The sequence below is a fragment of the Phaeobacter gallaeciensis DSM 26640 genome (genome assembly GCF_000511385.1).
Lineage (GTDB): Bacteria > Pseudomonadota > Alphaproteobacteria > Rhodobacterales > Rhodobacteraceae > Phaeobacter > Phaeobacter gallaeciensis.
This window is the reverse complement of the sequence record NC_023137.1, coordinates 842,096-863,291: the sequence shown is the minus strand read 5'-3', so window position 1 is coordinate 863,291 and position 21,196 is coordinate 842,096. Positions and strand designations below refer to the sequence as shown.

General features: G+C 62.7%; 17 protein-coding genes and 1 tRNA gene. 15 read left to right on the top strand and 3 right to left on the bottom strand.

Going from position 1 to position 21,196, the window contains the following annotated elements; genetic code table 11:
* Positions 1-13: 13 nt before the first annotated feature.
* Both GAL_RS04160 and GAL_RS04155 read right to left on the bottom strand, forming a co-directional pair.
* Entirely contained in the window at positions 14-910 is an 897-nt protein-coding gene (locus GAL_RS04160; RefSeq protein WP_024096339.1) for a LysR family transcriptional regulator, read from the bottom strand.
* Between the two features lie 173 nt (positions 911-1,083).
* Positions 1,084-1,626, bottom strand: coding sequence for a winged helix DNA-binding protein (locus GAL_RS04155; protein WP_024096338.1), 543 nt, complete (start codon positions 1,624-1,626; stop codon positions 1,084-1,086).
* A gap of 986 nt (positions 1,627-2,612) precedes the next feature.
* Here GAL_RS04155 and GAL_RS04150 point away from each other — a divergent pair.
* Positions 2,613-4,478 (top strand): methyl-accepting chemotaxis protein, encoded by a 1,866-nt coding sequence (locus GAL_RS04150; protein WP_024096336.1) that lies wholly within the window; start codon positions 2,613-2,615, stop codon positions 4,476-4,478.
* A gap of 348 nt (positions 4,479-4,826) precedes the next feature.
* On the opposite strand, the gene GAL_RS04145 is transcribed toward GAL_RS04150, so the two are convergent.
* Positions 4,827-6,050 (bottom strand): 50S ribosomal protein L11 methyltransferase, encoded by a 1,224-nt coding sequence (locus tag GAL_RS04145; protein ID WP_024096335.1) that lies wholly within the window; start codon positions 6,048-6,050, stop codon positions 4,827-4,829.
* A gap of 321 nt (positions 6,051-6,371) precedes the next feature.
* Between GAL_RS04145 and GAL_RS04140 the strand changes: the two genes are divergently transcribed.
* The 14 genes from GAL_RS04140 (at position 6,372) to GAL_RS04070 (ending at position 21,089) form a co-directional block, all read left to right on the top strand.
* A complete protein-coding gene (locus GAL_RS04140) occupies positions 6,372-7,889 on the top strand; it encodes an ABC-F family ATP-binding cassette domain-containing protein (RefSeq protein ID WP_024096334.1) in 1,518 nt (505 codons plus the stop codon).
* Between the two features lie 187 nt (positions 7,890-8,076).
* Positions 8,077-8,556 (top strand): GNAT family N-acetyltransferase, encoded by a 480-nt coding sequence (locus GAL_RS04135; protein WP_024096333.1) that lies wholly within the window; start codon positions 8,077-8,079, stop codon positions 8,554-8,556.
* Between the two features lie 34 nt (positions 8,557-8,590).
* Positions 8,591-8,667, top strand: a tRNA-Arg gene (locus GAL_RS04130).
* A gap of 357 nt (positions 8,668-9,024) precedes the next feature.
* Positions 9,025-10,773, top strand: a complete 1,749-nt coding sequence (locus GAL_RS04125; protein WP_024096332.1) for a sigma-54-dependent Fis family transcriptional regulator — start codon at positions 9,025-9,027, stop codon at positions 10,771-10,773.
* 140 nt (positions 10,774-10,913) lie between these two features.
* Positions 10,914-12,713 carry an NAD(P)/FAD-dependent oxidoreductase gene (locus tag GAL_RS04120; RefSeq protein ID WP_024096331.1) on the top strand — a complete coding sequence of 600 codons (1,800 nt, stop codon included), beginning with the start codon at positions 10,914-10,916 and terminating at the stop codon, positions 12,711-12,713.
* 672 nt (positions 12,714-13,385) lie between these two features.
* A complete protein-coding gene (locus GAL_RS04110; RefSeq protein ID WP_024096330.1) occupies positions 13,386-14,468 on the top strand; it encodes an ABC transporter substrate-binding protein in 1,083 nt (360 codons plus the stop codon).
* Between the two features lies 1 nt (position 14,469).
* Positions 14,470-15,501, top strand: coding sequence for a FecCD family ABC transporter permease (locus GAL_RS04105; RefSeq protein ID WP_024096329.1), 1,032 nt, complete (start codon positions 14,470-14,472; stop codon positions 15,499-15,501).
* Entirely contained in the window at positions 15,498-16,514 is a 1,017-nt protein-coding gene (locus GAL_RS04100; RefSeq protein ID WP_024096328.1) for a FecCD family ABC transporter permease, read from the top strand. Before GAL_RS04105 ends, GAL_RS04100 begins: the two co-directional genes overlap by 4 nt.
* Entirely contained in the window at positions 16,514-17,296 is a 783-nt protein-coding gene (locus GAL_RS04095; RefSeq protein ID WP_024096327.1) for an ABC transporter ATP-binding protein, read from the top strand. Before GAL_RS04100 ends, GAL_RS04095 begins: the two co-directional genes overlap by 1 nt.
* Before the next feature lie 11 nt (positions 17,297-17,307).
* Positions 17,308-18,360: a siderophore-interacting protein gene (locus GAL_RS04090; protein ID WP_024096326.1), complete on the top strand. Its 1,053-nt coding sequence runs from the start codon at positions 17,308-17,310 to the stop codon at positions 18,358-18,360.
* Positions 18,357-19,469, top strand: coding sequence for a MotA/TolQ/ExbB proton channel family protein (locus tag GAL_RS04085; RefSeq protein ID WP_024096325.1), 1,113 nt, complete (start codon positions 18,357-18,359; stop codon positions 19,467-19,469). The genes GAL_RS04090 and GAL_RS04085 overlap by 4 nt, the downstream gene beginning before the upstream one ends.
* A gap of 4 nt (positions 19,470-19,473) precedes the next feature.
* A complete protein-coding gene (locus GAL_RS04080) occupies positions 19,474-19,851 on the top strand; it encodes an ExbD/TolR family protein (protein ID WP_024096324.1) in 378 nt (125 codons plus the stop codon).
* A 9-nt stretch (positions 19,852-19,860) separates the two neighbouring features.
* A complete protein-coding gene (locus tag GAL_RS04075; protein ID WP_024096323.1) occupies positions 19,861-20,238 on the top strand; it encodes an ExbD/TolR family protein in 378 nt (125 codons plus the stop codon).
* Complete coding sequence (locus tag GAL_RS04070; RefSeq protein ID WP_024096322.1) at positions 20,235-21,089, top strand: energy transducer TonB; 855 nt, start codon at positions 20,235-20,237, stop codon at positions 21,087-21,089. The genes GAL_RS04075 and GAL_RS04070 overlap by 4 nt, the downstream gene beginning before the upstream one ends.
* The last annotated feature ends 107 nt before the right edge of the window (positions 21,090-21,196 follow it).

Genomic DNA, 21,196 nt, shown 5'->3' with positions numbered 1-21,196 from the left:
CGATAACGAACGCTTATTGCACGAAATCGTCAACCACCGCTCGCAGAGCCTGTACCGTGGTCAACGCAGGTTGCCGGTCCAGCGTCACCATTGCAATCGGTTTGGTTGGGGCCGGGTCCGTCAGCGGCAGCACCGTTGTCCCGTCCAGCACACCCAGCGCCTCGACAAGCGCCTGCGGCAGAATTGTCGCGACCGATCCCGCCCGCGCCATCACCATCGCCGCCATGAACCCGCTGGATTCCGAACGCACCTCAGGCCGCAGCCCCTGATCAGCAAAGATCCGGTCCAGAATACGCCGATTCTGCATTTGCGGCTCCAAGAGGCTCAGCGGCAAGTCTGCCGCCTCCGCCCAGGTGATGCCCTCAGCGCCCGCAGGTCGCTCCGCCACCATATTCGCTGGCGCGACCAGAACATATGTCTCCTCATAGAGCGGTTGAATGCTCACCTGATCCGGACCCAGACTGTCGTGATAAGTGACGCCCGCATCAATGGTGCCATCAAACAGCCGCTGCTGGATCACCAGCGAGCTGAGCACCTCAACCCGCGCCAGCACCCGCCGGTGGGCCAGATGCAACCGGTCCACCAGCTGCGCCGCATACGCCGTCGCCGTCGGCACCACGCCCAACACCAACGTGCCGGTGACCTCCCCGCGCGCCGCCGCCACCTCCTGTTCCAACGCCTTGGCATCGTCCAGAATGCTGCGCGCCCGCCGTACGATCATCATGCCTTCTTCGGTCAGGCCCTGAAAGCGGTTCCCACGGCGCACGATCGACACGCCAAGACGGTCCTCAAGATTGCGGATCCGCATGGAAAAGGCCGGTTGCGACATGCCGCTGTCCTGCGCCGCCTTGGCAAAATGCCGATGGCGCGCCAGGGCGCTCAACAACCTCAGATCCTTGAGTTCAATCACCGCTCTACGTCCTTGCTGCTGCCGGGGCGCCCCGATCTCTGCCCGCGCGTCACCAATGACGCAATAGGCCGAACACACAGGGGCGCAGGTCACCCTGCACCGAAGCTCGCTCGCTGTCGAGATCACGATAGGCGTCAGCGGAAACCGGCAGACGGAGCGGCGCTACGCGGCTCCTAGATTTGCCGCTGCGCCGTTGCCGAGCGGGCAATCCCATCATAGATGCCGGTCAGGATATTCAGGACGCGCGTTGCCTCGCCCACTCGGTTTTCAACGCCTGGCACCTGTTCCAGCGCCTGCAGCAGCAGCTTGCGGCGCTGGACATCATAGGCCGCGGTGATCTCAAGCCCGTTATCGGTCGCCGAATAGGTCACCCCGCCACGCCCGGACCCGGTCTTGCGGATCAGCCCGGCAGAGGCCAGTTTGCGCAGCGAATACTGAATATTCGGCACATCATCCCGATTGGTGACTCGGGCCAGTTCCTTGATCGTCTTGGGCCGGTCATTCATGCGGATCACGTTCAACAAGGTGATTTCCGGACCAGACGCCGCCAGATCCGACACCAGACCCAGACATTCTGATTGCCAACGCGCAAAGCCCTCAAACGTCCGCATCAAGGCAAATTCAAAATCGCTCAGATCGTCTTCCACCCCTTGATGCGCGATCTGGTCCGCAGCCTCAACGGCCTCTGTCTTGGGCGATCCGGAATATGTATCCAACAATAGTCTCCTTACGTCAGCGGCAAAATGAGCCCCCGGTGGCAGCGAAACCCTCTGTCAAGGTGCTTTGCTGGTATTCGTTCCCCAAAAATGTCACCACGCCCCTTAGTAAATGTCTGGCGTTAGGTTTCAACCCGTCCGTGCAGCAGAAAGTAAAAACAAACCCAGTGAATTCTCCCAACAGACTGGAGAATCAACGAAAAATAAAAAGCCAGATAAATTTTAAATGACACGAAACACGATGAAATATAGATAAAATACTACTCTACGGAGACTCCACGACCCGAGAATTTACATCAGGCCTCACGTAATACCCCTCCCTCCCGGCGTCTACGACGTGAACCCCATGCCGTCCACACGACGCAAAACCCCAACTGAATCATTACCTTGCGCATGGTCCAGTCGCCCCACGCCGATATCACAGCGCAAAACACCCGACCCGGTGATCCACCGGTCGTTGCCCCTTGGGCCATTAATTCACCGGTAAGTCCTGATGGCTATGCTACCCGCCGAATATGTGCAGACGCACATGTCAGGAACAAGGAGCAGACATTGGAACGACGGGCGGACCTCAAGCTGGTTATCGCGCAGATGGCGGCCAGGATCATGACGATCCGCAGCTCCGTCTCGCACCGACCAACCCCGGCCCAACTTGCGCTCTGCACGCCCAATACAGGGCGGTGGCTGCAGTTGCACCCCGGAGTATCCACACCTTTTCCTGTCATTTCTTGTCTCAATTGGGGCAGCGCAGTTTCGCGCTTGCTGACTACCGGCATCAGAGCCTGTGCAAAGGCATGCCATGTTGTGTTCGCCATGTCGCCGCCCCCAATCGGGCATGGTTTTCTGGGGTGTCCGATTCCGGTCACCCCTGTCGTGAAGCGAGGCAGCCCGATGGCGCGGCTGTCCAATGGGGGCTGTCGGCTCTGATCCGACACACATACCGCCCGCGCGCCGGTTCCGCGCAACGGTGATTGAAAGGTGCTGAAATGAAATTCCGAAACCCTGCACGTGCGGCCCTGAACAGGCTCTCTGTCTTTGCCAAATGCAGTCTGCTCATTGCAGTGTCCACCCTTGTGGTCACCCTGTTTCTAACCTGGGAAAACCAGAAAATTCTGGGCGAAGCCGTTGATAGCGGCGTGCGGACGCTGGCCGAAGGTGTCACCGTAACCGTAGCTGCGCGTAGCGGCGGCGCCATCCGCTTTGGCGACACCGAACGCCTCGAGAGCGATCTCGAATCGCTGATTGAGCTTTCGAACGGGCGCGCCAGCCACGGCATTGCGATCAACGGCAAGGGCAAGACCGTCGCCTCCACCGGTGTCGCGACAGAAGCCGAAATCGCTGAGTTGACGCTCGTCGCGCAAAAAGCGATGGAAACCAACCAGATGGAGTATAGCGAGAACGGCTATCTCGTCGCCGCACCCGCAACAGCGGGGGCCGAAGGCACTGTCGTTGTGGGCGCTGTCGGCATGGTCTGGTCGCCTGATGTGGCCTTTGCCGAAGTGGCCCCCAACCAGCTGCTGTCCTTCCTTGCTGCCGGCGGCGCCTTTTTGGTCATGCTCGGCCTCTCAGTTGTTGCTCTGCGATCGATGATGTCGCGCCCCCTTGGTGATGTGGCCACTGCCATCAACCGTCTTGCCGATGGGGATTATGACCACGATACCGAACACCAGACGCGCGGCGATGAAATCGGTCTGATTGCACGCCACATTGAAGCGCTAAAAGCTCAACTCTCAGCGGCCCGCACTGTCGAAGAACAACGTCGTGCGGACCAAGCCGCACAGAAACTGGTTGTGGAGCGCCTGAACGATGGGCTTCAAACCCTCTCCGAAGGGGATCTGTCGCAGACCATTGATGAGGAATTCTCGGCCGACTACGAAAGTCTGCGCCAGAATTTCAACAAGACCGTCGACAAGATGGTCGGCATTATCGATGCGGTGATCGAAAACTCTTCGCGCATTCGCGCCAGCGCCGAAGAAATCAGCCAATCCTCCGGGGATCTGTCGCAACGTACCGAAGCCCAAGCCGCCACGCTGGAAGAGACCGCCGCCGCGATGGAACAGCTCACTGTGAGCGTAAAATCCGCTGCCGATGGCGCGCGTGAGGTCGAGGGCATCGTATCCGAGGCCAAGGAGACCGCCGTCAACAGCGGCGAGGTCGTTACCCGCGCCGTGGATGCCATGTCCAAGATCGAGACCTCATCGGAAAAGATCTCTCAAATCATCTCCGTCATCGACGACATTTCGTTCCAGACCAACCTTCTGGCCCTGAACGCGGGTGTTGAGGCTGCCCGTGCAGGCGAGGCCGGGCGTGGTTTTGCGGTCGTCGCATCCGAAGTGCGCGCCTTGGCGCAACGATCCTCGGATGCCGCGCAGGAAATCAAGGCCCTGATCAGCGAAAGCACCAGCCACGTGGGCGAGGGTGTGGATCTTGTCGGTCGCGCTGGCGAGGAGCTGAAGCAGATCATCGACCGCGTCGCCACCATCTCTGGTCACGTTAGCGGCATCGCCACCGGCGCGCAGGAGCAATCCACCACATTGGGTGAGATTAACACCGGCGTCACCCAACTGGATCAGGTGACCCAACACAATGCCGCCATGGTTGAGGAATCAACCGCAGCCAGCCAGATCCTGCGCAACGATGCCAATGAACTGGCCCGTCAGGTTTCGGTTTTCAAAACCCGCAAGGCAGCAGGCAATGTGGTGGCCATGGCCCCCAGCGCCCCGGCGCCAGCCCGGCCAACCGCAACCGCCGAACCAACAGCGGCGGCGAACCCGGCGCCCTCGGCACATGGTGATGATGATTTCTTTGACGCCAGCCCAGCAAAGGCCGCCGCCGGATGGGAGGATTTCTGATCCCCTTGCGATCGACACAGTGACAAGGCGCGCCCCATCAGGCGCGCCTTTTTCGTGGTATCCTATTTCTCACACCAGTCCCACAACACCAGTCCGCCACGGCAGGAGCGGTTCCAAAAAAAAACGCCCCACCGCTGGGTTATCTGGTCAAGTGCGCCGTCACGCCACTACGCCACACTAGCATAGTCAGGCAGGCGCAATTGCTTCTCCTAACAAAAAGGGGGCGGCCTCCGGCGAGGCGCCCCCTTATCATTTGCATGATAGGCAGTAACCACTGTCACAACGGGTGTTCACCGCAGCCGATCCCATCAGGTCGGCGCAGCCTTGGCACAGGCTGCGCGCCAGGGGTCAGGAACAGGCGCGAACCGGCGCCTCAGCCGATGCGCTCTGCGTCGGCGCCCAGCCCGGATAGTCCAGCGCCGCCAGAAGGGGCGCCTCAGACGATTCCCCCTCCAGCCGCCAGGCAGGCTCCAACCAGACCTGAGCCCGATCCACCGCAGTCCCTGCAGCATGGACCGACACACTCAGCGCGGCGGCATCGTGCTGCGCTGTCACCTGCAAATCATCGCCCGGCGACAGCCGCCGCGACGCATCCAGCAGAAACGCCGTCCGCCCCCAATGCCCATCCGACGTAAGCCCGTTTGTCAGCGCAATACCAGGTGCCAGCTGCATCTCGAAGCTGACAAAAACCGCATGAGCCACACCGCCATGAGTGCAGCCCAGCCGTGCGCTGCTGCGTGCCGGGGCCACATCGGGGCGGGTAAAATCAAACTGAAACAGATCGGTACCGGGCCCCAGAGGCCGCAGCCCGCAGGCCGCAAAATCTCCCGGCGTGATCTGCGCCACCCGCGCCAGATGATGAAACGCGCTGAGGTCGAACCCCTCCGCCGTCTGCGGCCGCCACTGCTGCAGCAACGCCTCACTCTCAACCAACTGGGCCACCAATGTCCCGGTTTCAGGGATCGCCCGCGCGCCCGGCTTGGCCAGCACAGCCATCGCATGGCTCAGCGTATCCAGTGCGCCCTCCCCCAGCAGCACCGTATCGACGATTTCAGAGACCACCACATCCGCCTGCTCCGGCATATCGACACCGATGACAATCTCATGCGACCACTTCGAAAGAACCGTAATGCGGTCGCTCAGACCGTTGTCGGCAATCACCTGCGTGGCCGCCGCCGCGATCAGCGGCTGCTGTTCGCAGGTATAGACATGTTTGGCCCCGGCCCGCGCCGCCAGCATCGCCGTCAGCCCCGCGCCGCAGCCGATGTCCAGCACGATATCGCCCGGCCTCACCTTCATTGCGATGGCCTCGGCATAGGCGCGGTTGCGCGCCTGATCTGCCAGCATGGGGAAATGCCAACGCGGCACAAACGTCTGATGCAGCCGCTCCTGCAAGATCTGCGCCTCATGGTGGTGTGGGTCCAGCTGCAACGCCTCTGCCAACAGCTGCGAGGTCTGCACCCCGCCATCCGCAAGGGAGGCCGTTTTCGCAAGCTGCACAAATGTCCCGGCATCCGCACGCGCCGTTTGAGAGGAGCGCGGAGCAGGGTTCGGCGTTTGTATTTTAAGCAATTTTTAGTCTTCCCTATTTGAGGCAAATGCACCTGATCGCGACTATCCTCCATGCGGGTCTAAGAATTGGTAAAGGCGTCATCACACATCCAGCACGCCTCAGCGCCCCCCTTGCCAAGCACCGCTCAGTTTTCTAGCCTTGCGGCAACGGTCACACACACAATGGGAGGGCATCAGCTGAACATGCGTATCATCCGCCGACTTCAGCACGGCCCCCGTCTGGCCCTGTAAATCCGTTTGCAGGGCTGGCCAGAGGACAGTTTCAGACCTGGTCTGCCTATTGCCGCTTCCGCGGCCCTATCCTCTTGAGCTGAGTTTTCCATGTCTGTCATCAATCTCAATGCCCTGGGTGTCACCCTTGGCGACCCTCTGTTCTCCGACCTCTCCCTGACCCTCTCAAAAGGCGACCGTATCGGTCTGGTCGCCGCCAATGGGCGCGGGAAATCAACCCTTCTGGCCTGTCTCGCCAATGAATTGCCCCCCACAACCGGGGAGATCACCCGCGCCCGCGGCCTGCGCATCGGCCATGTGACACAAAGCCTGCCCACCGAGGCGCTGCCGGTCACGCTCTACGACTGGGTGCTCGCCGCACTCCCCGCCGACCAAGCCGATTACGAAAGCTGGCGCGTCGATGTGGTGCTGGATGAGCTGCAGGTGCCGTATGACTTCCAGCACCAGCCGCTGGGCACGCTCAGCGGCGGCTGGCAGCGCACCGCCATGCTCGCTGCCGCCTGGATCAATACGCCGGATCTCCTGCTGCTGGATGAGCCGACCAACCATCTGGATCTGAAACGCATCGCCTTTCTGGAAGGCTGGCTGTCGCAGCGCCCCCGCGATCTGCCGATGATAATCACCTCCCATGACCGCGCCTTTCTGGATGCCACGACCACGCGCACCCTGTTTCTGCGGGCAGAGGGATCGCGGCTGTTTCAGCTGCCGTTTTCCGCCGCCCGCGCCGCTCTGGACGAGCATGACGCCGCCGAGGCGCGCCGCCACAGCAACGACCTGAAGAAAGCTCAACAGCTGCGTCAGCAGGCCGCCAAGCTGAAGAATGTAGGCACCAACTCCGGCTCCGATCTGCTGTTGACCAAGACCAAACAGCTCGCAGATCGCGCTGACCGGCTGGAGGCTGCAGCGACACCCGCCCACCGCGAACACTCCGCAGGTGACATCCGGCTCGGCAACAGCGGCACCCACGCCAAGGCCTTGATTACACTGGAGGACCTCATGGTGGATACGCCGGACGGACGGCCACTTTACACCACAGGTCAGAAATGGATCACCCCCGGCGACCGCATCGTGCTGCTGGGCGCCAATGGCACTGGCAAGACGCAATTGGTCCGGATGATCCAGCAAGCCCTGATCGGCGCACGCACGGATATCAAATGCGCACCCTCGGTTGTCCCCGCCTATTCGGATCAGCACCTCAGCCAGCTGTCCGGGGAGGATACCCCGCTGGCGCTGATCACGGCGGCCTCAGATGTCGGGGACCAATCAGCGCGTAGCCTGCTGGCCGGTGCCGGGGTTAAATTCGCCTTGCAGGATACCCCGGTTACAGCCCTCTCGGGTGGGCAGAAGGCGCGGTTGGCGATGTTGCTTCTGCGGCTTAAGCACCCGAATTTCTATCTGCTGGATGAACCGACAAACCATCTCGATATCGAAGGGCAGGAAGCGCTGGAGGCAGAGCTGGTCGCCCATGGTGCCGCCTGTCTGCTGGTGAGCCACGACCGCAGTTTCCTGCGCGCAGTTGGCAACCGGTTCTGGCAGATTCGCGGTCGCCGCCTGGAGGAGGTCGCCAGCCCCGAAGCCTTCCTCGCCTCTGAAATGGCCACCCCCTGACAAACCGGGGCGGCAAGTCAGCCGCCCTACCGCCACCTGCCTAAATTTTGGGCAAAGCGCTGACCGCAGAGCACCCCGTCGCCTCAGCACCGCAGAACCGCTTGCGCCGCGACGGGCTTTTGGTGACCCTGCGGGCAGCGATACCGGCCCCAAAGCGGGGCACGGCCCGACCAGAGGATAACCCCCAATGCCCGCCACGATTGCCATCACCCGCGCCAGCCCGACAGAGCCCGAGGCCCGGTCGCTGATCCGCCGTCATCTGGACCAGATGGCCGCGCAATCCCCTGAAGAGAGCTGCCACGCGCTTGACGGCAGCGGGCTTGATGCCCCGGATGTGGCCTTCTTTCTGCTGCGGCGCGAAGGCAAGGCGATTGCGATGGGCGCCCTCAAAACCCTCTCAGGCGGCGGGCGTGAGTTGAAATCCATGCACACCCTGGCCGAGGCCCGCGGCAGCGGCGCCGGACGCCAGATGCTTGAATTTCTGCTGCACAGGGCGCGCGCGGAACAGGCAACAGCGATCTACCTGGAAACCGGCTCCACACCCGATTTCCTTGCCGCAAGACGGCTTTACGAGAGCTACGGTTTTGTCGAATGTCCGCCGTTCGAAGGCTACACCGAAGACCCCTGGTCGCTCTTTATGCGCCTCGACCTGCCCGCCGCGACTTGACCCTTCCCCACGTCCTGTCATAACTGGCGCCAGCGGTCCCTTAGCTCAACTGGATAGAGCAGCTGACTTCTAATCAGCAGGTTGAGGGTTCGAGTCCTTCAGGGATCGCCAGCAGTTATTGACCTGCCAATTGGCCTTAACTTTGCGCGTTTCAGGCAGTGTTCATGCACATGACTATCGACCGGTATTTTAAAGCCGACGCGAACGACCCTGCCGCCAAACATCCTGACTATTCACGCGAAGACTCTGTTTGATCGGCCTTTTCGCAGAATCCGACCCTCAGAACCCGACGCTCGCCGCCCATCGTCGTCATCCCGCAGATATGCGGCAAACCGTCGGAGTCGGCTTACCGGTTGTCGCCCCCACCCTGCACACCAATCTGATGTGAGACGAGTAGAGCCTGAGACCAAGGTCCATGATTGTGCCAGCCACTTTTGATTGTACTATCCTGGGTGGGCGGAGGAACTCATGGTTGCACATCATCACGTCGAAGAGATCGAGCAGGTTTTGGATGGCCATCCGTCTGGCCGAGACAGTTACGTTGATGCCTCTTGGCGTCGATGTGTCGAACTCTACGGTATGGATCCGACACGCAGTGATCCGGCTCACGTCGTCACGGATACCGAGTTTCGCGCGCACCGCGAGCAAGCCGATTGGATGATTGGGGCCGCGCGTTCGGGTCTTCAAAGTCTGTTCCGGCAGGTGGCGGGCCAAAATTATGTGCTGCTGCTCACCGATGCCAAAGGCGTCTGCGTCGACTTTTTCGGCGACGACCTGTTCGTGGATGAATTGCAAAGGGCGGGCCTTTACCTTGGCTCTAACTGGTCTGAGAACCTGGCAGGAACCTGCGGCGTCGGAGCCTGCATCGTCACCGGTGAGCCGGTAACGGTGCATCAGGACGACCACTTTGGCAACGCGCATACCAGACTGTCCTGCACCTCGGCGCCAATCTACGACAGCCTAGGGCAACTGGCAGCGGTTCTGGACATCTCGCTGCTGCGCTCTCCGACACCGAAAAGCAGTCAAAACCTTGCCATGTCCTTGGTGACGGCGGCGACGCGACGCGTCGAAATGGCGAACCTCATGGCAGCCAGCCGCCGCGAATGGGTCTTGAGGTTCTCATCCAGCCCTGAATTCCTCGACGTGGACCCGGAAGCGGCGGTATCGCTCGATGGGTCGGGACGGATCATCGGAGCCACTCGCGCCGCCACACAGATGCTGGCGCATGGCGGCAAGCTGATTGGCGCGCGGATCGACGAACTGCTGGGATTGAGTGTCGATGACCTGCCTGACCTGATGCGCGACCGTCCGACGGAAGAAAGAGTCGTGGCCTTGGCGGATGGCGGTGCTGTCTTTGGCCATGCGATCGCGCCACAGGCACCGCGCAGGTCGCAAGCAAACTTAAGCGCCTTATCCAATCATGGGCGTGGCGGCGTCCTTTCCGCCTTGGCAGGCAGCGACCCTGCCATGACAACCCTTTTGACGCGAGCGGAGCGGCTCGCGCCGACGCATGTTCCGCTTATGATTTCCGGCGAAAGTGGCAGCGGCAAGACCAAGCTTGCACGGGCCATTCACATGGCCTCTCGGCGGGGCGGTTTCTCCGCGGTGGATTGTGCCGGAGCGCGACCCGAGGATTTCTGCCAGTCACCTGCGGCTCAGTCAGGACCCGGAACCTTGCTGCTGCGTCATATCGAAGATTTACATCCTGACACCGCGCGGGTTCTGCCAGGCTTTCTGGATGCACATCCCGATCTGCGCCCGGTCTCCACCACCGGCTGTGATCCCTCTGACCTGGTGTCGCATGAAAGAATCCCTGCTAAGCTGTATTTCCGGCTGTCGGGATCCGTGCTGAACATCCCTCCCCTGCGCGAGAGACAGGATCTTGGCTGGTTGCTCGAGCGCCTGCTCCGGCGGCGCTTCGGAGATGAGATGCGCCTGACGCCTTCAGCCCGGGCCGAGTTGCTGGCGCGCGACTGGCCTGGAAACCTGCCCGAACTTGGAAATGTGCTGGATGTGGCCTGCGCGCTGGCGGAAACCTCGGTCATAGATCTGCCGGATCTTCCTGCCGCGACCGTGGCGCGCGACAAAGAGCAGACGCTGGAAGCGGTTCTGGACGCCTGCGACTGGAATATGGCCCGTGCTGCACGTCGATTGGGAGTCAACCGGTCGACGGTTTTACGCCGCATTCGCAAGGAGGGGTTGCGCGCACCCGGCTGACATGTTGCGCGGCGTTGCGTTTGCAACATGCTGCACCGCGGAAGCACCCTGCCGAGAGGATTTCGACAGATTTCCATGGAGGAGATGTGTTTCCTGTCGCCACTGTCCGCTCATCACATTGCCGATGAGGAGGAAACGCAATGCTCGACTCGACAGTCACCGCAGAGGTTCAACAGTTGCTCGATAGCCTGAACGCCGCCCTTGAGGACGGTGACGCGCAAGCCGCAAGCGCTTTGTTTGCCCCAGACAGTTACTGGCGCGATCTGGTCGCCGTGACATGGAACCTGAAGACGGTAGAAGGGCCGTCTGGCGTTCTGGATATGCTCACAGCGCAACTGCAACACACCAAGCCGCACGCGTTTGTCATTCAGGATGGGGAGATTCCCAGCGAGGATGGCGGCGTGACCACCGCGTGGGTGACCTTCGAAACCACCATCGGCCGGGGCTGGGGCCTGTTGCGGCTAAAAGACGGTCGGATCTGGACGCTGCTCACTGCCCTGCAAGAGCTGAAGGGCTACGAGGAAAACCGGGGCAAGCGCCGCCCGATGGGGGCCGAACATGGCGCCGCCAGGAACCGCAAGTCGTGGAAGGAAAAGCGCGAGGCCGAGGCCGCTGAGCTAGGATACACCAAACAGCCCTACACGGTGATCGTCGGCGGCGGTCAGGGCGGCATCGCCCTTGGAGCACGGCTGCGCCAGCTTGGCGTGCCGACCATCGTTCTGGACAAACACGACCGGCCCGGCGATCAGTGGCGATCGCGCTATAAATCGCTCTGTCTGCATGATCCGATCTGGTACGATCACCTGCCTTACATCAAGTTCCCGGAAAACTGGCCGGTCTTCACGCCCAAGGACAAGGTCGGCGATTGGCTGGAAATGTACACGAGGGTTATGGAGATCAATTACTGGACCCGCTCTGAAGTTCAGAGCGCGCAGTATGACGAGGTCTCCGGGACGTGGACCATCAAGGTCAACCGCGACGGCGAAGAGATCACGCTGCGTCCAACACAGCTGGTTCTGGCCACCGGCATGTCGGGCAAGCCCAATATGCCGCAGTTTCCGGGCATGGATGATTTCAAGGGCACCATCCAACACAGTTCGCAGCATGAAGGCCCAGACGCCTGGACCGGCAAGAAGGTGGTGGTCGTAGGTTCGAACAACTCCGCCCACGACATCTGCGCGGCGCTTTGGGAGGCGGATGCCGATGTGACGATGGTGCAGCGCTCATCCACCCATATCGTGCGGTCTGACTCGCTGATGGATATCGGCCTTGGCGCACTTTACTCCGAAGAGGCGGTGGCCAGTGGCATGACCACGGAAAAGGCCGACATGGTCTTTGCCTCGCTCCCCTACCGGATCATGCATGAATTCCAGATCCCGCTCTATGAGCAGATGCGTGAGCGCGATTCTGAGTTCTATGCTGGGCTTGAGCAAGCCGGTTTTGATCTCGACTGGGGCGACGACGGCTCTGGGCTGTTCATGAAATATCTGCGCCGCGGCTCGGGATATTACATCGACGTGGGTGCCAGCCAGTTGATCATCGACGGCGACGTCAAGCTGGTCAAAGGTCAGGTCGACCGCTTTGACGAGACCGGCGTGGTACTCTCGGATGGTGCACATCTCAACGCCGATCTGGTGGTCATGGCCACCGGCTACGGCAGCATGAACGGCTGGGCCGCCGATCTGATCAGCCAGGAGGTTGCGGACAAGGTTGGCAAGGTTTGGGGCCTTGGCTCCGACACCACCAAGGACCCCGGCCCTTGGGAAGGGGAACAGCGCAACATGTGGAAGCCGACACAGCAGGAGAACCTGTGGTTCCACGGCGGCAACCTGCACCAATCTCGCCACTACTCGCTGTACCTTGCGCTGCAGCTGAAAGCCCGGATGGAGGGTTTGGACACCTCGGTCTATGGGTTGCAAGAGGTACATCACCTGTCTTGATACCCTCATTGGGGCGCGCCCGTTGATAGCGCGCCCCAGCCTCCAACACCATCCGCCTGCCGGGCGCAGCCTTCACTCTGCCGGAATATCTCGTCGGGGTGGTTTTTTATGCCCATAGACACAGGCCACTCCCTGAAACACGAAAAGCCCCGATCACCGACGCTGATTGTCGCGACATGATTGATAGCGGCGGCATCCTGGACATGATGCCTTTCGAATAGTGGCTGCCGGTATGGATATGGACGTATCAAGGCTCGCACTACAGGTCCGTTTTTTGGGCCTGCGCCATCCATACTGATGTGTTGCCTATGCATGTTTTTGCCTTGCGGCGTAACGGACATCCCCCAAACCGCTAAACTATATGAAGCATTTTCCAAACGCATCGGTGCCGAATTGTCTGGCTGTCCAAGCTTATGGTTCATTGGCATTCACTGTTGGCAACTTGTGACAGACCGATCCGTGACCTGGCTCCCTCCGTGCCCGCCCGATGCTCGAAGCAGGCCACCCGCCCCTTAACTTGACAAAAGAAGTAAGGTTAAATAGGTGACGAAACGCGCCCAAAATGGCGTGCTTAGCAAGATTCTGCGCCACTCACGGCAATGAAATCCAGCCACCCTCGACCGAGACACGGATCACAACGCGGCAGCTTCCTGCCGCTGGCTGGAGAGACATGTGAGACAGGCCCAACCATCTCGAAACACAGGCGAAATCCGACGCCTGACATTGATTTCTCCGCGCGGATCCATCTGGCGCAAACCACTCGCGGCATTGGCAGCGTCACTGGCCGCGCTTGCACTGGGTCTTCTGCCCGTGCCTGCAAGCGCAGATCCTTTTCCCGTTGAGATTGGCCACCGCTACGGCACCACAACGGTGCCCGACAAACCCACCCGCATCGTCTCGCTCAGCTTTATCGGGCATGATTTTCTGCTGGCTCTGGGGGAGCGCCCCTATGCGCTGCGCAAATGGTACGGCAGCGACCCCTATGGCGTCTGGCCCTGGGGGCATGAGGCGCTTGGAGATGCTCAGCCGGTGGTGATGCAGGGCGAGATTGATATCGAGCGGATCGCGGCCATGGAGCCTGATCTGATCGCCGCCCAATGGTCAGGCATCACAGCACAGCAATATGCGTTGCTGTCTCAGATCGCACCGACCCTGCCGCCGCGCACCGAGGACGGCGACTATGGCGCCCCCTGGCAGCAGATGCTGCTGCGACTGGGAACCGCGACCGGCAACCGCCCCGCGGCGGAGGCGATCGTCAACCGGATCGAAGCCCGCTTCGCGAACCTGCGTATGGCTCATCCCGACTGGCAGGGCGCCAGCGCCATGATGGCTTGGGCTGGCCACACCCGCGCTTATACCCGCGCCGACATTCGTGGCCAGTTCCTCACCGCTCTTGGGTTTTCGGTGCAGGACGCGCCGGGCGGGCCAAATGCGCTCAACAGGTTTTACGTTGAATTTCCGGCCGAAGACCCGTCAGCGATGGATGTGGATGCGCTGATCTGGCTGGATACCGGGCGCAATGTTGAAAAACTTGCGCGAATGCCGCTGCGCCATACCACGCGGGCTTACCGCGAGGGGCGTGAAATCTACGCGGGCAAATTGCTGTCCGCCGCGCTGTCCCATTCCAGCCCGCTCAGCCTTGATTATGCGCTCGACCAGCTGGTGCCCCTGCTGGAGGCGGCGGTGGATGGCGACCCCGCAACCGTGGTCAGCAGCACGGCAAATGCCGGGCTGCTGACGGACGGAGGCTCCTGACATGACTGAGACAACTCTCACACTTCCTGGGAAACCCTCCTCCGGCGACTTGCGATTGCTGTGGCTCGGGGCCGCGCTGCTGACGCTCTGCCTGCTGTCCATTGCCGCCCTCAGCCTTGGCGCCCGCGCCACCGGCTGGGCTGACATCTGGGCAGCCTTGACCACCTTTGATCCGAACAATGCCGATCATATCGTGGTGCGCAATATGCGCCTGCCCCGGCTGATCGGGGCTGGGCTGGCCGGGGCCGGGCTTGGCATGTCTGGCGCCCTGATTCAGGCGATGACCCGCAACCCGCTGGCCGATCCCGGCCTTCTGGGCATCAACGGTGGCGCAGCCCTCGGGGTTGTGCTCTGCATTCTTGTTCTGGGCGTGACCGACCCGGCGGAATTCATCTGGGTGGCCCTCGGTGGTGGTCTGGCCGCCTCCGTGCTGGTGTTCCTCCTCGGCGGTGGCAGCCAGGCCAACCCGCTGCGGCTGATCCTGGCCGGGGCTGCGGTCAGCGCACTGTTTCTGGCACTCACCCGTGCCCTGCTGTTGGTCAGCCGACAGACGCTAGACGTCTATCGGTTCTGGGTGCTGGGCGGGTTCGACGGCATTCAGCCTGCGACGCTCCAGTCCCTGCTGCCGTTTCTCATTCTGGGCGCGCTGCTGGCCATTATCGCAGGGTTCGGCCTCAACGCCCTGATGCTGGGTGAGGATACCGCCAAGGGGCTGGGCGTGCGCACCGGGCTGACACGGGTCACAGCCGGAGCCGCGATTGTACTTCTTTGTGGCGCAACCGTTGCCATGGCCGGGCCGATTGCCTTTGCCGGGCTGATCGTGCCGCATATGGCCCGCTGGGCCGCAGGTCCCGCGATTGGCTGGTCGCTCGCGTTCTCTGCCGTGTTCGGCGCGCTGCTGCTGGTTGCCGCGGATCTCCTGGGGCGACTGGCGCTGTTTGGCGGCAATATGCAGGCCGGAGTGATGACCGCACTGATCGGCGGGCCGGTGCTGATCTGGCTGGTGCGCCGCAACGGGGTACGCAAGCTATGATCTGGACCCTCCGCTTCTCCGCCCTATCGCTGCAGGTCTCGCGCCGCGCGGTCCTCACCGCCGCGCTGCTGTTCTGCGTGCTGCTGGCGACCGCGTTTCTGGCCCTGACCCTGGGCAGCTATCCCCTGAGCCTTGCGGACATGCAGGACATCCTGACCGGCGGCGGCACCGCGATCCAACAGATGATCCTTCTGGACAATCGCATGCCGCGCATCCTGACCGCACTTGGCGCGGGGGCTGCCTTCGGCCTCTCTGGCGCGATGTTTCAGACCATGATGCGCAACCCGCTGGCCTCTCCCGATGTGATCGGCTTCAACGCCGGGGCCAGCTGCGGCGCGCTGGTGGCGATGATGTTCACCGGCGGCATGGTGCTGCCCGGTGCCATCCTCGGCGCTCTCATCACCGCCGGAGTTGTGACCCTCCTGGCCTGGTCGCGCGGCCTGCCGCCCTATCGGCTGATCCTCACCGGTGTGGGGGCCAGCCTCGTGTTGACCGCCCTCGGCGATCTGCTGATCAGTCGCATGGATGCCCAGACCGCAGCGGACATGGCACAATGGCTGATCGGCACGCTGAACGCCCGCAGCTGGAGCGATGTTGCCCTCATCTGGGCCGGGCTGGCCCTGCTTGCCCCGGCTGTGATCTGGTTGCAATTCCCGCTTACCCGCCTGGGCATGGCTGATGATCTTACGACCGGGCTGGGGATGGCGTTGTCGCCGCTCAGACTTGCGGTCACCGGCATCGGCATCCTGCTCGCCGCATTGGCTGTCAGCACCGCTGGGCCGCTGCCTTTCGTGGCCTTTGCCGCCGGTCCCATCGCCCGCCGCCTGATCCCCAATGGCCGCCCCGTGCTGCTGGCGGCGGCAGCATCCGGCGCGCTGATCACTCTGCTGGCCGACACCGCCGCCCGCGCGGTGCCGATGATCCAGCTGCCTGCCGGTGTTTTCACCGCGCTGATCGGCGCCCCAGCGCTGATCTGGCTGCTCTTGGCCCAATTCAGAAAAGGAGCCCTGTGATGGCTGCCACCGCCCGCCTGCGCGCCGAGGATCTCTCGGTGTCCTACAGCCGCACACCCGTGCTCAACGCTCTGTCCACAGATCTCCCCGATGGCGCGCTCACCGTGATCGTCGGCCCGAACGCCTGTGGCAAATCCACCCTGCTGCGGGCGCTGGCGCGGCTCCAGCCTGCGGGCAAGGGTCAGGTCCTGCTGGATGGCAAGGCGATCCACCGACAGGGCAGCCGCGCCGTGGCGCAGCGCCTTGCGATCCTACCGCAGACCCCCACCGCCCCGGAGGGGCTGACCGTGCGCGATCTGGCAACCCGGGGCCGGACCCCGCATCAATCGCCTCTGCGCCAATGGTCCAGACAGGACGCCGAGGCGGTCACCCGTGCGCTCGACCTCACCCATATGACACCCCATGCCGATCGTCCGCTTGAGGCGCTCTCCGGAGGGCAGCGCCAACGCGCCTGGATTGCCATGGCTCTGGCGCAGGACACCGACATCCTGCTGCTGGATGAACCCACAACCTATCTTGACCTGCCGCATCAGATCGAACTGCTGAAACTGGTGCAGCAGCTCAACCGTGACACCGGACGCACTGTGGTCATGGTGCTGCATGACATCAATCTGGCCGCCCGCTTTGCCAGCCACATGATCGCGCTGAAGGACGGACAAGTCTTCTGCGAAGGCCCTCCCGAAGAGGTGATCACCGAAGGCGTCATGCAATCCGTCTTCGCCCTGCCCTGCCGCATCATTGCCGATCCCGTCCACGGCAGCCCGCATGTCATCCCGGAGTGAGTGAGACCCCCATGACCATCAACCCGACCTTCCCGCTACAGACCACCGCCACCCTGTCCACACTGCCCTTTACCACCCTGCGCACACCGCTTGTTGCCATGGCACAGGAGCATGAGCTGCCGGTAATCGAAGACAGCGACAGCGCCGTCACGGTCGAGGTGCCCAGCTTTGGTCACTACCACTTCACCGCGCAGGGAGACGGGATCGAAATCCGCGTCTCTGCCGCCCTGCCCGACCGTCTGCATATGCTGAAGGATGGATTTGCCGAACATCTCGAGGAGCTGCAACCCGGCCTCTCCCAAAGCTTGCGCTGGTCCGACACCGCCACCGTCGGCGCCCTGCCTCCGAACGTGCATGTCACCACCGTGCAGTCGATCACCCCGGTTGGCCGCGCCTTTCTGCGGGTCCGGGTGAAGGCGGCCGATCTCAGCAGCTTTCAGGAGGACGCGATTCATTTCCGTCTGCTGTTGCCCGCTGCAGATTGCACCGATCCCGCGTGGCCTCATGTTGCCGAAAACGGTGCCACCGTCTGGCCAGCGGGTGACAAGGCTCTGCACCGCCCCGTCTATACCACCCGCCACATCGACCAGGCCGCCGGAGAGATGACCTTCGATATCTTCCTGCACGACGGTGGTCGCGCCACCAACTGGGTTCTGGGCGCCAAACCCGGTGACACGCTTCGGATCGCAGGACCAGGCGGCGGTGGCATCCCAGAGACATCAAAGATCCTGATCTATGCCGATGAAACCGCTCTGCCCGCCGCTGCGCGCATTCTGGAGACCCTGCCGCAAGACAGCCAGGGAGAGGCGATCTTCCTCGCTGCAGACGGGGCCGACTGTGGCTACCCTATCACCGCGCCGGAGGGCATCAGCATTACCTGGCTGCGCCCCGCAGATGCGCAATCATTGTGCGATCTGGCCCTGACAGCCCGCGACCGGCACCCTGATCATTTTTTATGGTTTGCCTGTGAAAAATCTGACGTGCAGCGCTTGCGCGCCGCCGTGAAGCAGGACAAACCCGCCCCCGGACAAAGCTATATCGCTGCTTATTGGAGCCAATCATGACCATTCGCAGACCGGCGACCCTTGCCGCGCTATTGTTGATTCCATCTCTTGGTTTGGCGCAGGACGCACCTGTCGCCCCGTCCACGGCAGCGCCGCAAATTGACGCGCAATCTCCGACGACCGCAGCACCCGCAGCGCCGACGGCAACTTCCACGCCCACAGCGCCCGCGCTAGCGAACACACCACCTGCACCGGAGGTCTCCGGCACCGGCACCCTCGCATCGGCCGCCACCCCGACGCCCGCGGCCAATCCGGAGCCCACCACGACCAGCCAGACCAGCACGGCGCAGCCCGGCGCTGTACAGGTCAATGCGGCACAGACTCCAGATGATGGGGCCACCGGCAACCTAGAAACCGCCGTCCCTGAGGCAGAGGACAGCACGCCACGCGCCGACGCAGCAACGCCCGCGCCCCAACCCGAAGCACCGCTCTCCCAGCAGGAGATCCTGGCTGAAACCGCCAGCGACGCGGCGGCACAAGCAGTCAAATTCCTGCGCGACGGCGGTCCCTCGATCTGGGCAATTGCGGCACTCTCGGTGATTACCCTCGCACTGATCCTGTGGAAAATCTGGCGGCTGGCGCTGATCGGCGCCTGGTCGCGGGGCAAGGCGGGTCGCGCCGTCGCCGCCTTTGAACGAGGAGACCAGGATATCGCGCGCGACATCGTTCGGGGCCGCCGCGGCATCCGTTCCAAAGTGGTTGCCAGCGCGCTTGCTTCGGTTTCGACCCTCCCCGAGGATCGCGCCCGCGAAGAAACCGCCCGCGTGGCCAAGCTGCATCTGGCCTCCGCAGGCACTGGCCTTGGCGCGCTGGAGCTGATTGCCACCATTGCCCCGCTCTTGGGCCTTCTTGGCACGGTTCTGGGCATGATCGCGGCCTTTCAGGCCTTGCAGGCTGCCGGGTCCAAAGCCGACCCTGCGCTGCTGGCCGGCGGCATCTGGGAGGCGCTTTTAACCACCGCCGCCGGCATGGCCGTGGCCATCCCTGCCTCCGCCGCATTGACCTGGTTCGAGGCCGTAATCGGCCGTATCCGTCGCGACGTCGAAGACAGCGCCACCCGCATCTTTGTCGCCCATCAACCGCAGTCGCTGAAACTCGCCGCTGAGTAATTCGATGCAGTTCACCCAAGCTCCGAACCCCCGGCGCAAACCCAGCCTGACGCCCATGATCGACGTGGTGTTTCTACTGCTGGTGTTCTTCATGCTGGCGTCCCGCTTTGGCACCGATGCGGTGCTGGACCTGCCGCTTGCAGGTCAGGGCGGCGCGTATACCGGCCCGCCACGGCTGATCGGTATCGGCGCGGGCAATCTGGACCTGAACGGGCTGCCGGTAGCCGACAGCAACCTGGCCGAGGCACTGGCCCCGCTAATGGACAGCCCCAACGACATGCTGGTGCTGCGGGGTCGGGATCAGGCCGATCTGCAACGTATCACCGATGTGACCGGCCTGCTGCGGCAGGCGGGGTTCACCAATTTCGTTCTGGTGGAGTGAGGAGGCCCCATGGACCTAACCGATCCCCCCCGCCGCCCACGCGGTGAATCCATCGTGCCGATGATCAACGTCGTGTTCCTGCTGTTGATCTTCTTCCTCATGACCTCGCGCCTCGCCCAGCCTGACCCGTTTGAGGTGACCCCGCCCGAAGCCGGCTTGGAAGGCGAAGCCAAATCCGACGATGTGCTCTATATCGACGCCACGGGTCGGTTGCATTTCGATGGCAGTGAGGGCGATGCCGCGCTCGGCCGACTTGCCAGTGTACCCGGCAAGACCGTGCAGCTGCGCGCCGATGCGCGACTGCAAGCAACAAAATTAGCCCGTATCCTGCGCCAGCTGGCCGAGGCCGGGCTGAGCCACGCCGAACTGGTGGTGAGCCCGCAATGAAACGTGCAGCCGAACTTACCGTCTTTGCCGGGATCGCCACAGTGATTCACGTGGCGCTTTTTGCCAGCGCGCCAAAATCCGGTGCTGAGGCCAGCGGCGGGGGCGGCGATGCCATGGTCTCGGTGCAGGCCGCCAGCGCCACCGTCGCCGAGATGGTCGAAACCTGGGAGCGCCCGCCGCAGACCCAGCCGCAGATCGACACCGCCCTGACACCGCCGCAAACCGCCCCAACCGCGCCCGTGGTACCCCAGTTCGAACTGGCTCAGGCCCCCAGCGCCGCGCGGCAGATCGCCCTCAGCCAGCCTAAACCGGACGACACGCTGCAACTGGATACCACCCCTGCGCCGCCTCCGCCCCCTCCAAAGGCAGAGCCGCAACCCGATCCTGATCTTCGCCCCCGTGCCAAACCGCGCGCCAAACCGCAGCCGGAACCAAAACCGCAGACCGCCCGAAAGGCCCAGCAGACCTCCGCAGGCCGCGCGGCCCAGCGCGCCGCCGGGTCGGGTGGTGGTGCTCAAGCCGGTCAGGCTGGACGCGCCGCCGCTGCCACGGCACAGGCCGGGCAACAGGCAAAACTCAAGTCCATCTGGGGTGCAAAAATCCGCGCTCGCGTCGAACGTAACAAACGCAGGACCTCTGGCACCCGCGCCACCGGACGGGTGCTGCTGCGTCTCACCGTGGCGCGCAATGGTCAGCTGATCAGCTACCGCATCGCCAAATCCTCCGGCAATGCAGCGCTGGATCAGGCCGCGCTGAAGGCCGTGGCGCGGGCGCGTAGGTTCCCTGCCGCCCCCAAACAGCTGACGCTCAATCAAATGACTTTTAACCTGCCGATTACTTTCTCCAAGTAACCCGTCAGATCCATGGAAATTCCCAAACGGCCCGCACTCCTCAAGCGGGCCGTTTTCATTTCCATTCACACAAGTGGCTCAAACCACAACAAAAAACTGCGCCCGCA

What these genes read in the sequence shown, in the direction of transcription:
- GAL_RS04150 (WP_024096336.1), top strand. Translation starts at nt 2,613, where the DNA reads ATGAAATTCCGAAACCCTGCACGTGCGGCCCTGAACAGGCTCTCTGTC.
- GAL_RS04140 (WP_024096334.1), top strand. Translation starts at nt 6,372, where the DNA reads ATGTCTGTCATCAATCTCAATGCCCTGGGTGTCACCCTTGGCGACCCT.
- GAL_RS04135 (WP_024096333.1), top strand. Translation starts at nt 8,077, where the DNA reads ATGCCCGCCACGATTGCCATCACCCGCGCCAGCCCGACAGAGCCCGAG.
- GAL_RS04125 (WP_024096332.1), top strand. Translation starts at nt 9,025, where the DNA reads ATGGTTGCACATCATCACGTCGAAGAGATCGAGCAGGTTTTGGATGGC.
- GAL_RS04120 (WP_024096331.1), top strand. Translation starts at nt 10,914, where the DNA reads ATGCTCGACTCGACAGTCACCGCAGAGGTTCAACAGTTGCTCGATAGC.
- GAL_RS04105 (WP_024096329.1), top strand. Translation starts at nt 14,470, where the DNA reads ATGACTGAGACAACTCTCACACTTCCTGGGAAACCCTCCTCCGGCGAC.
- GAL_RS04100 (WP_024096328.1), top strand. Translation starts at nt 15,498, where the DNA reads ATGATCTGGACCCTCCGCTTCTCCGCCCTATCGCTGCAGGTCTCGCGC.
- GAL_RS04095 (WP_024096327.1), top strand. Translation starts at nt 16,514, where the DNA reads ATGGCTGCCACCGCCCGCCTGCGCGCCGAGGATCTCTCGGTGTCCTAC.
- GAL_RS04090 (WP_024096326.1), top strand. Translation starts at nt 17,308, where the DNA reads ATGACCATCAACCCGACCTTCCCGCTACAGACCACCGCCACCCTGTCC.
- GAL_RS04085 (WP_024096325.1), top strand. Translation starts at nt 18,357, where the DNA reads ATGACCATTCGCAGACCGGCGACCCTTGCCGCGCTATTGTTGATTCCA.
- GAL_RS04080 (WP_024096324.1), top strand. Translation starts at nt 19,474, where the DNA reads ATGCAGTTCACCCAAGCTCCGAACCCCCGGCGCAAACCCAGCCTGACG.
- GAL_RS04075 (WP_024096323.1), top strand. Translation starts at nt 19,861, where the DNA reads ATGGACCTAACCGATCCCCCCCGCCGCCCACGCGGTGAATCCATCGTG.
- GAL_RS04070 (WP_024096322.1), top strand. Translation starts at nt 20,235, where the DNA reads ATGAAACGTGCAGCCGAACTTACCGTCTTTGCCGGGATCGCCACAGTG.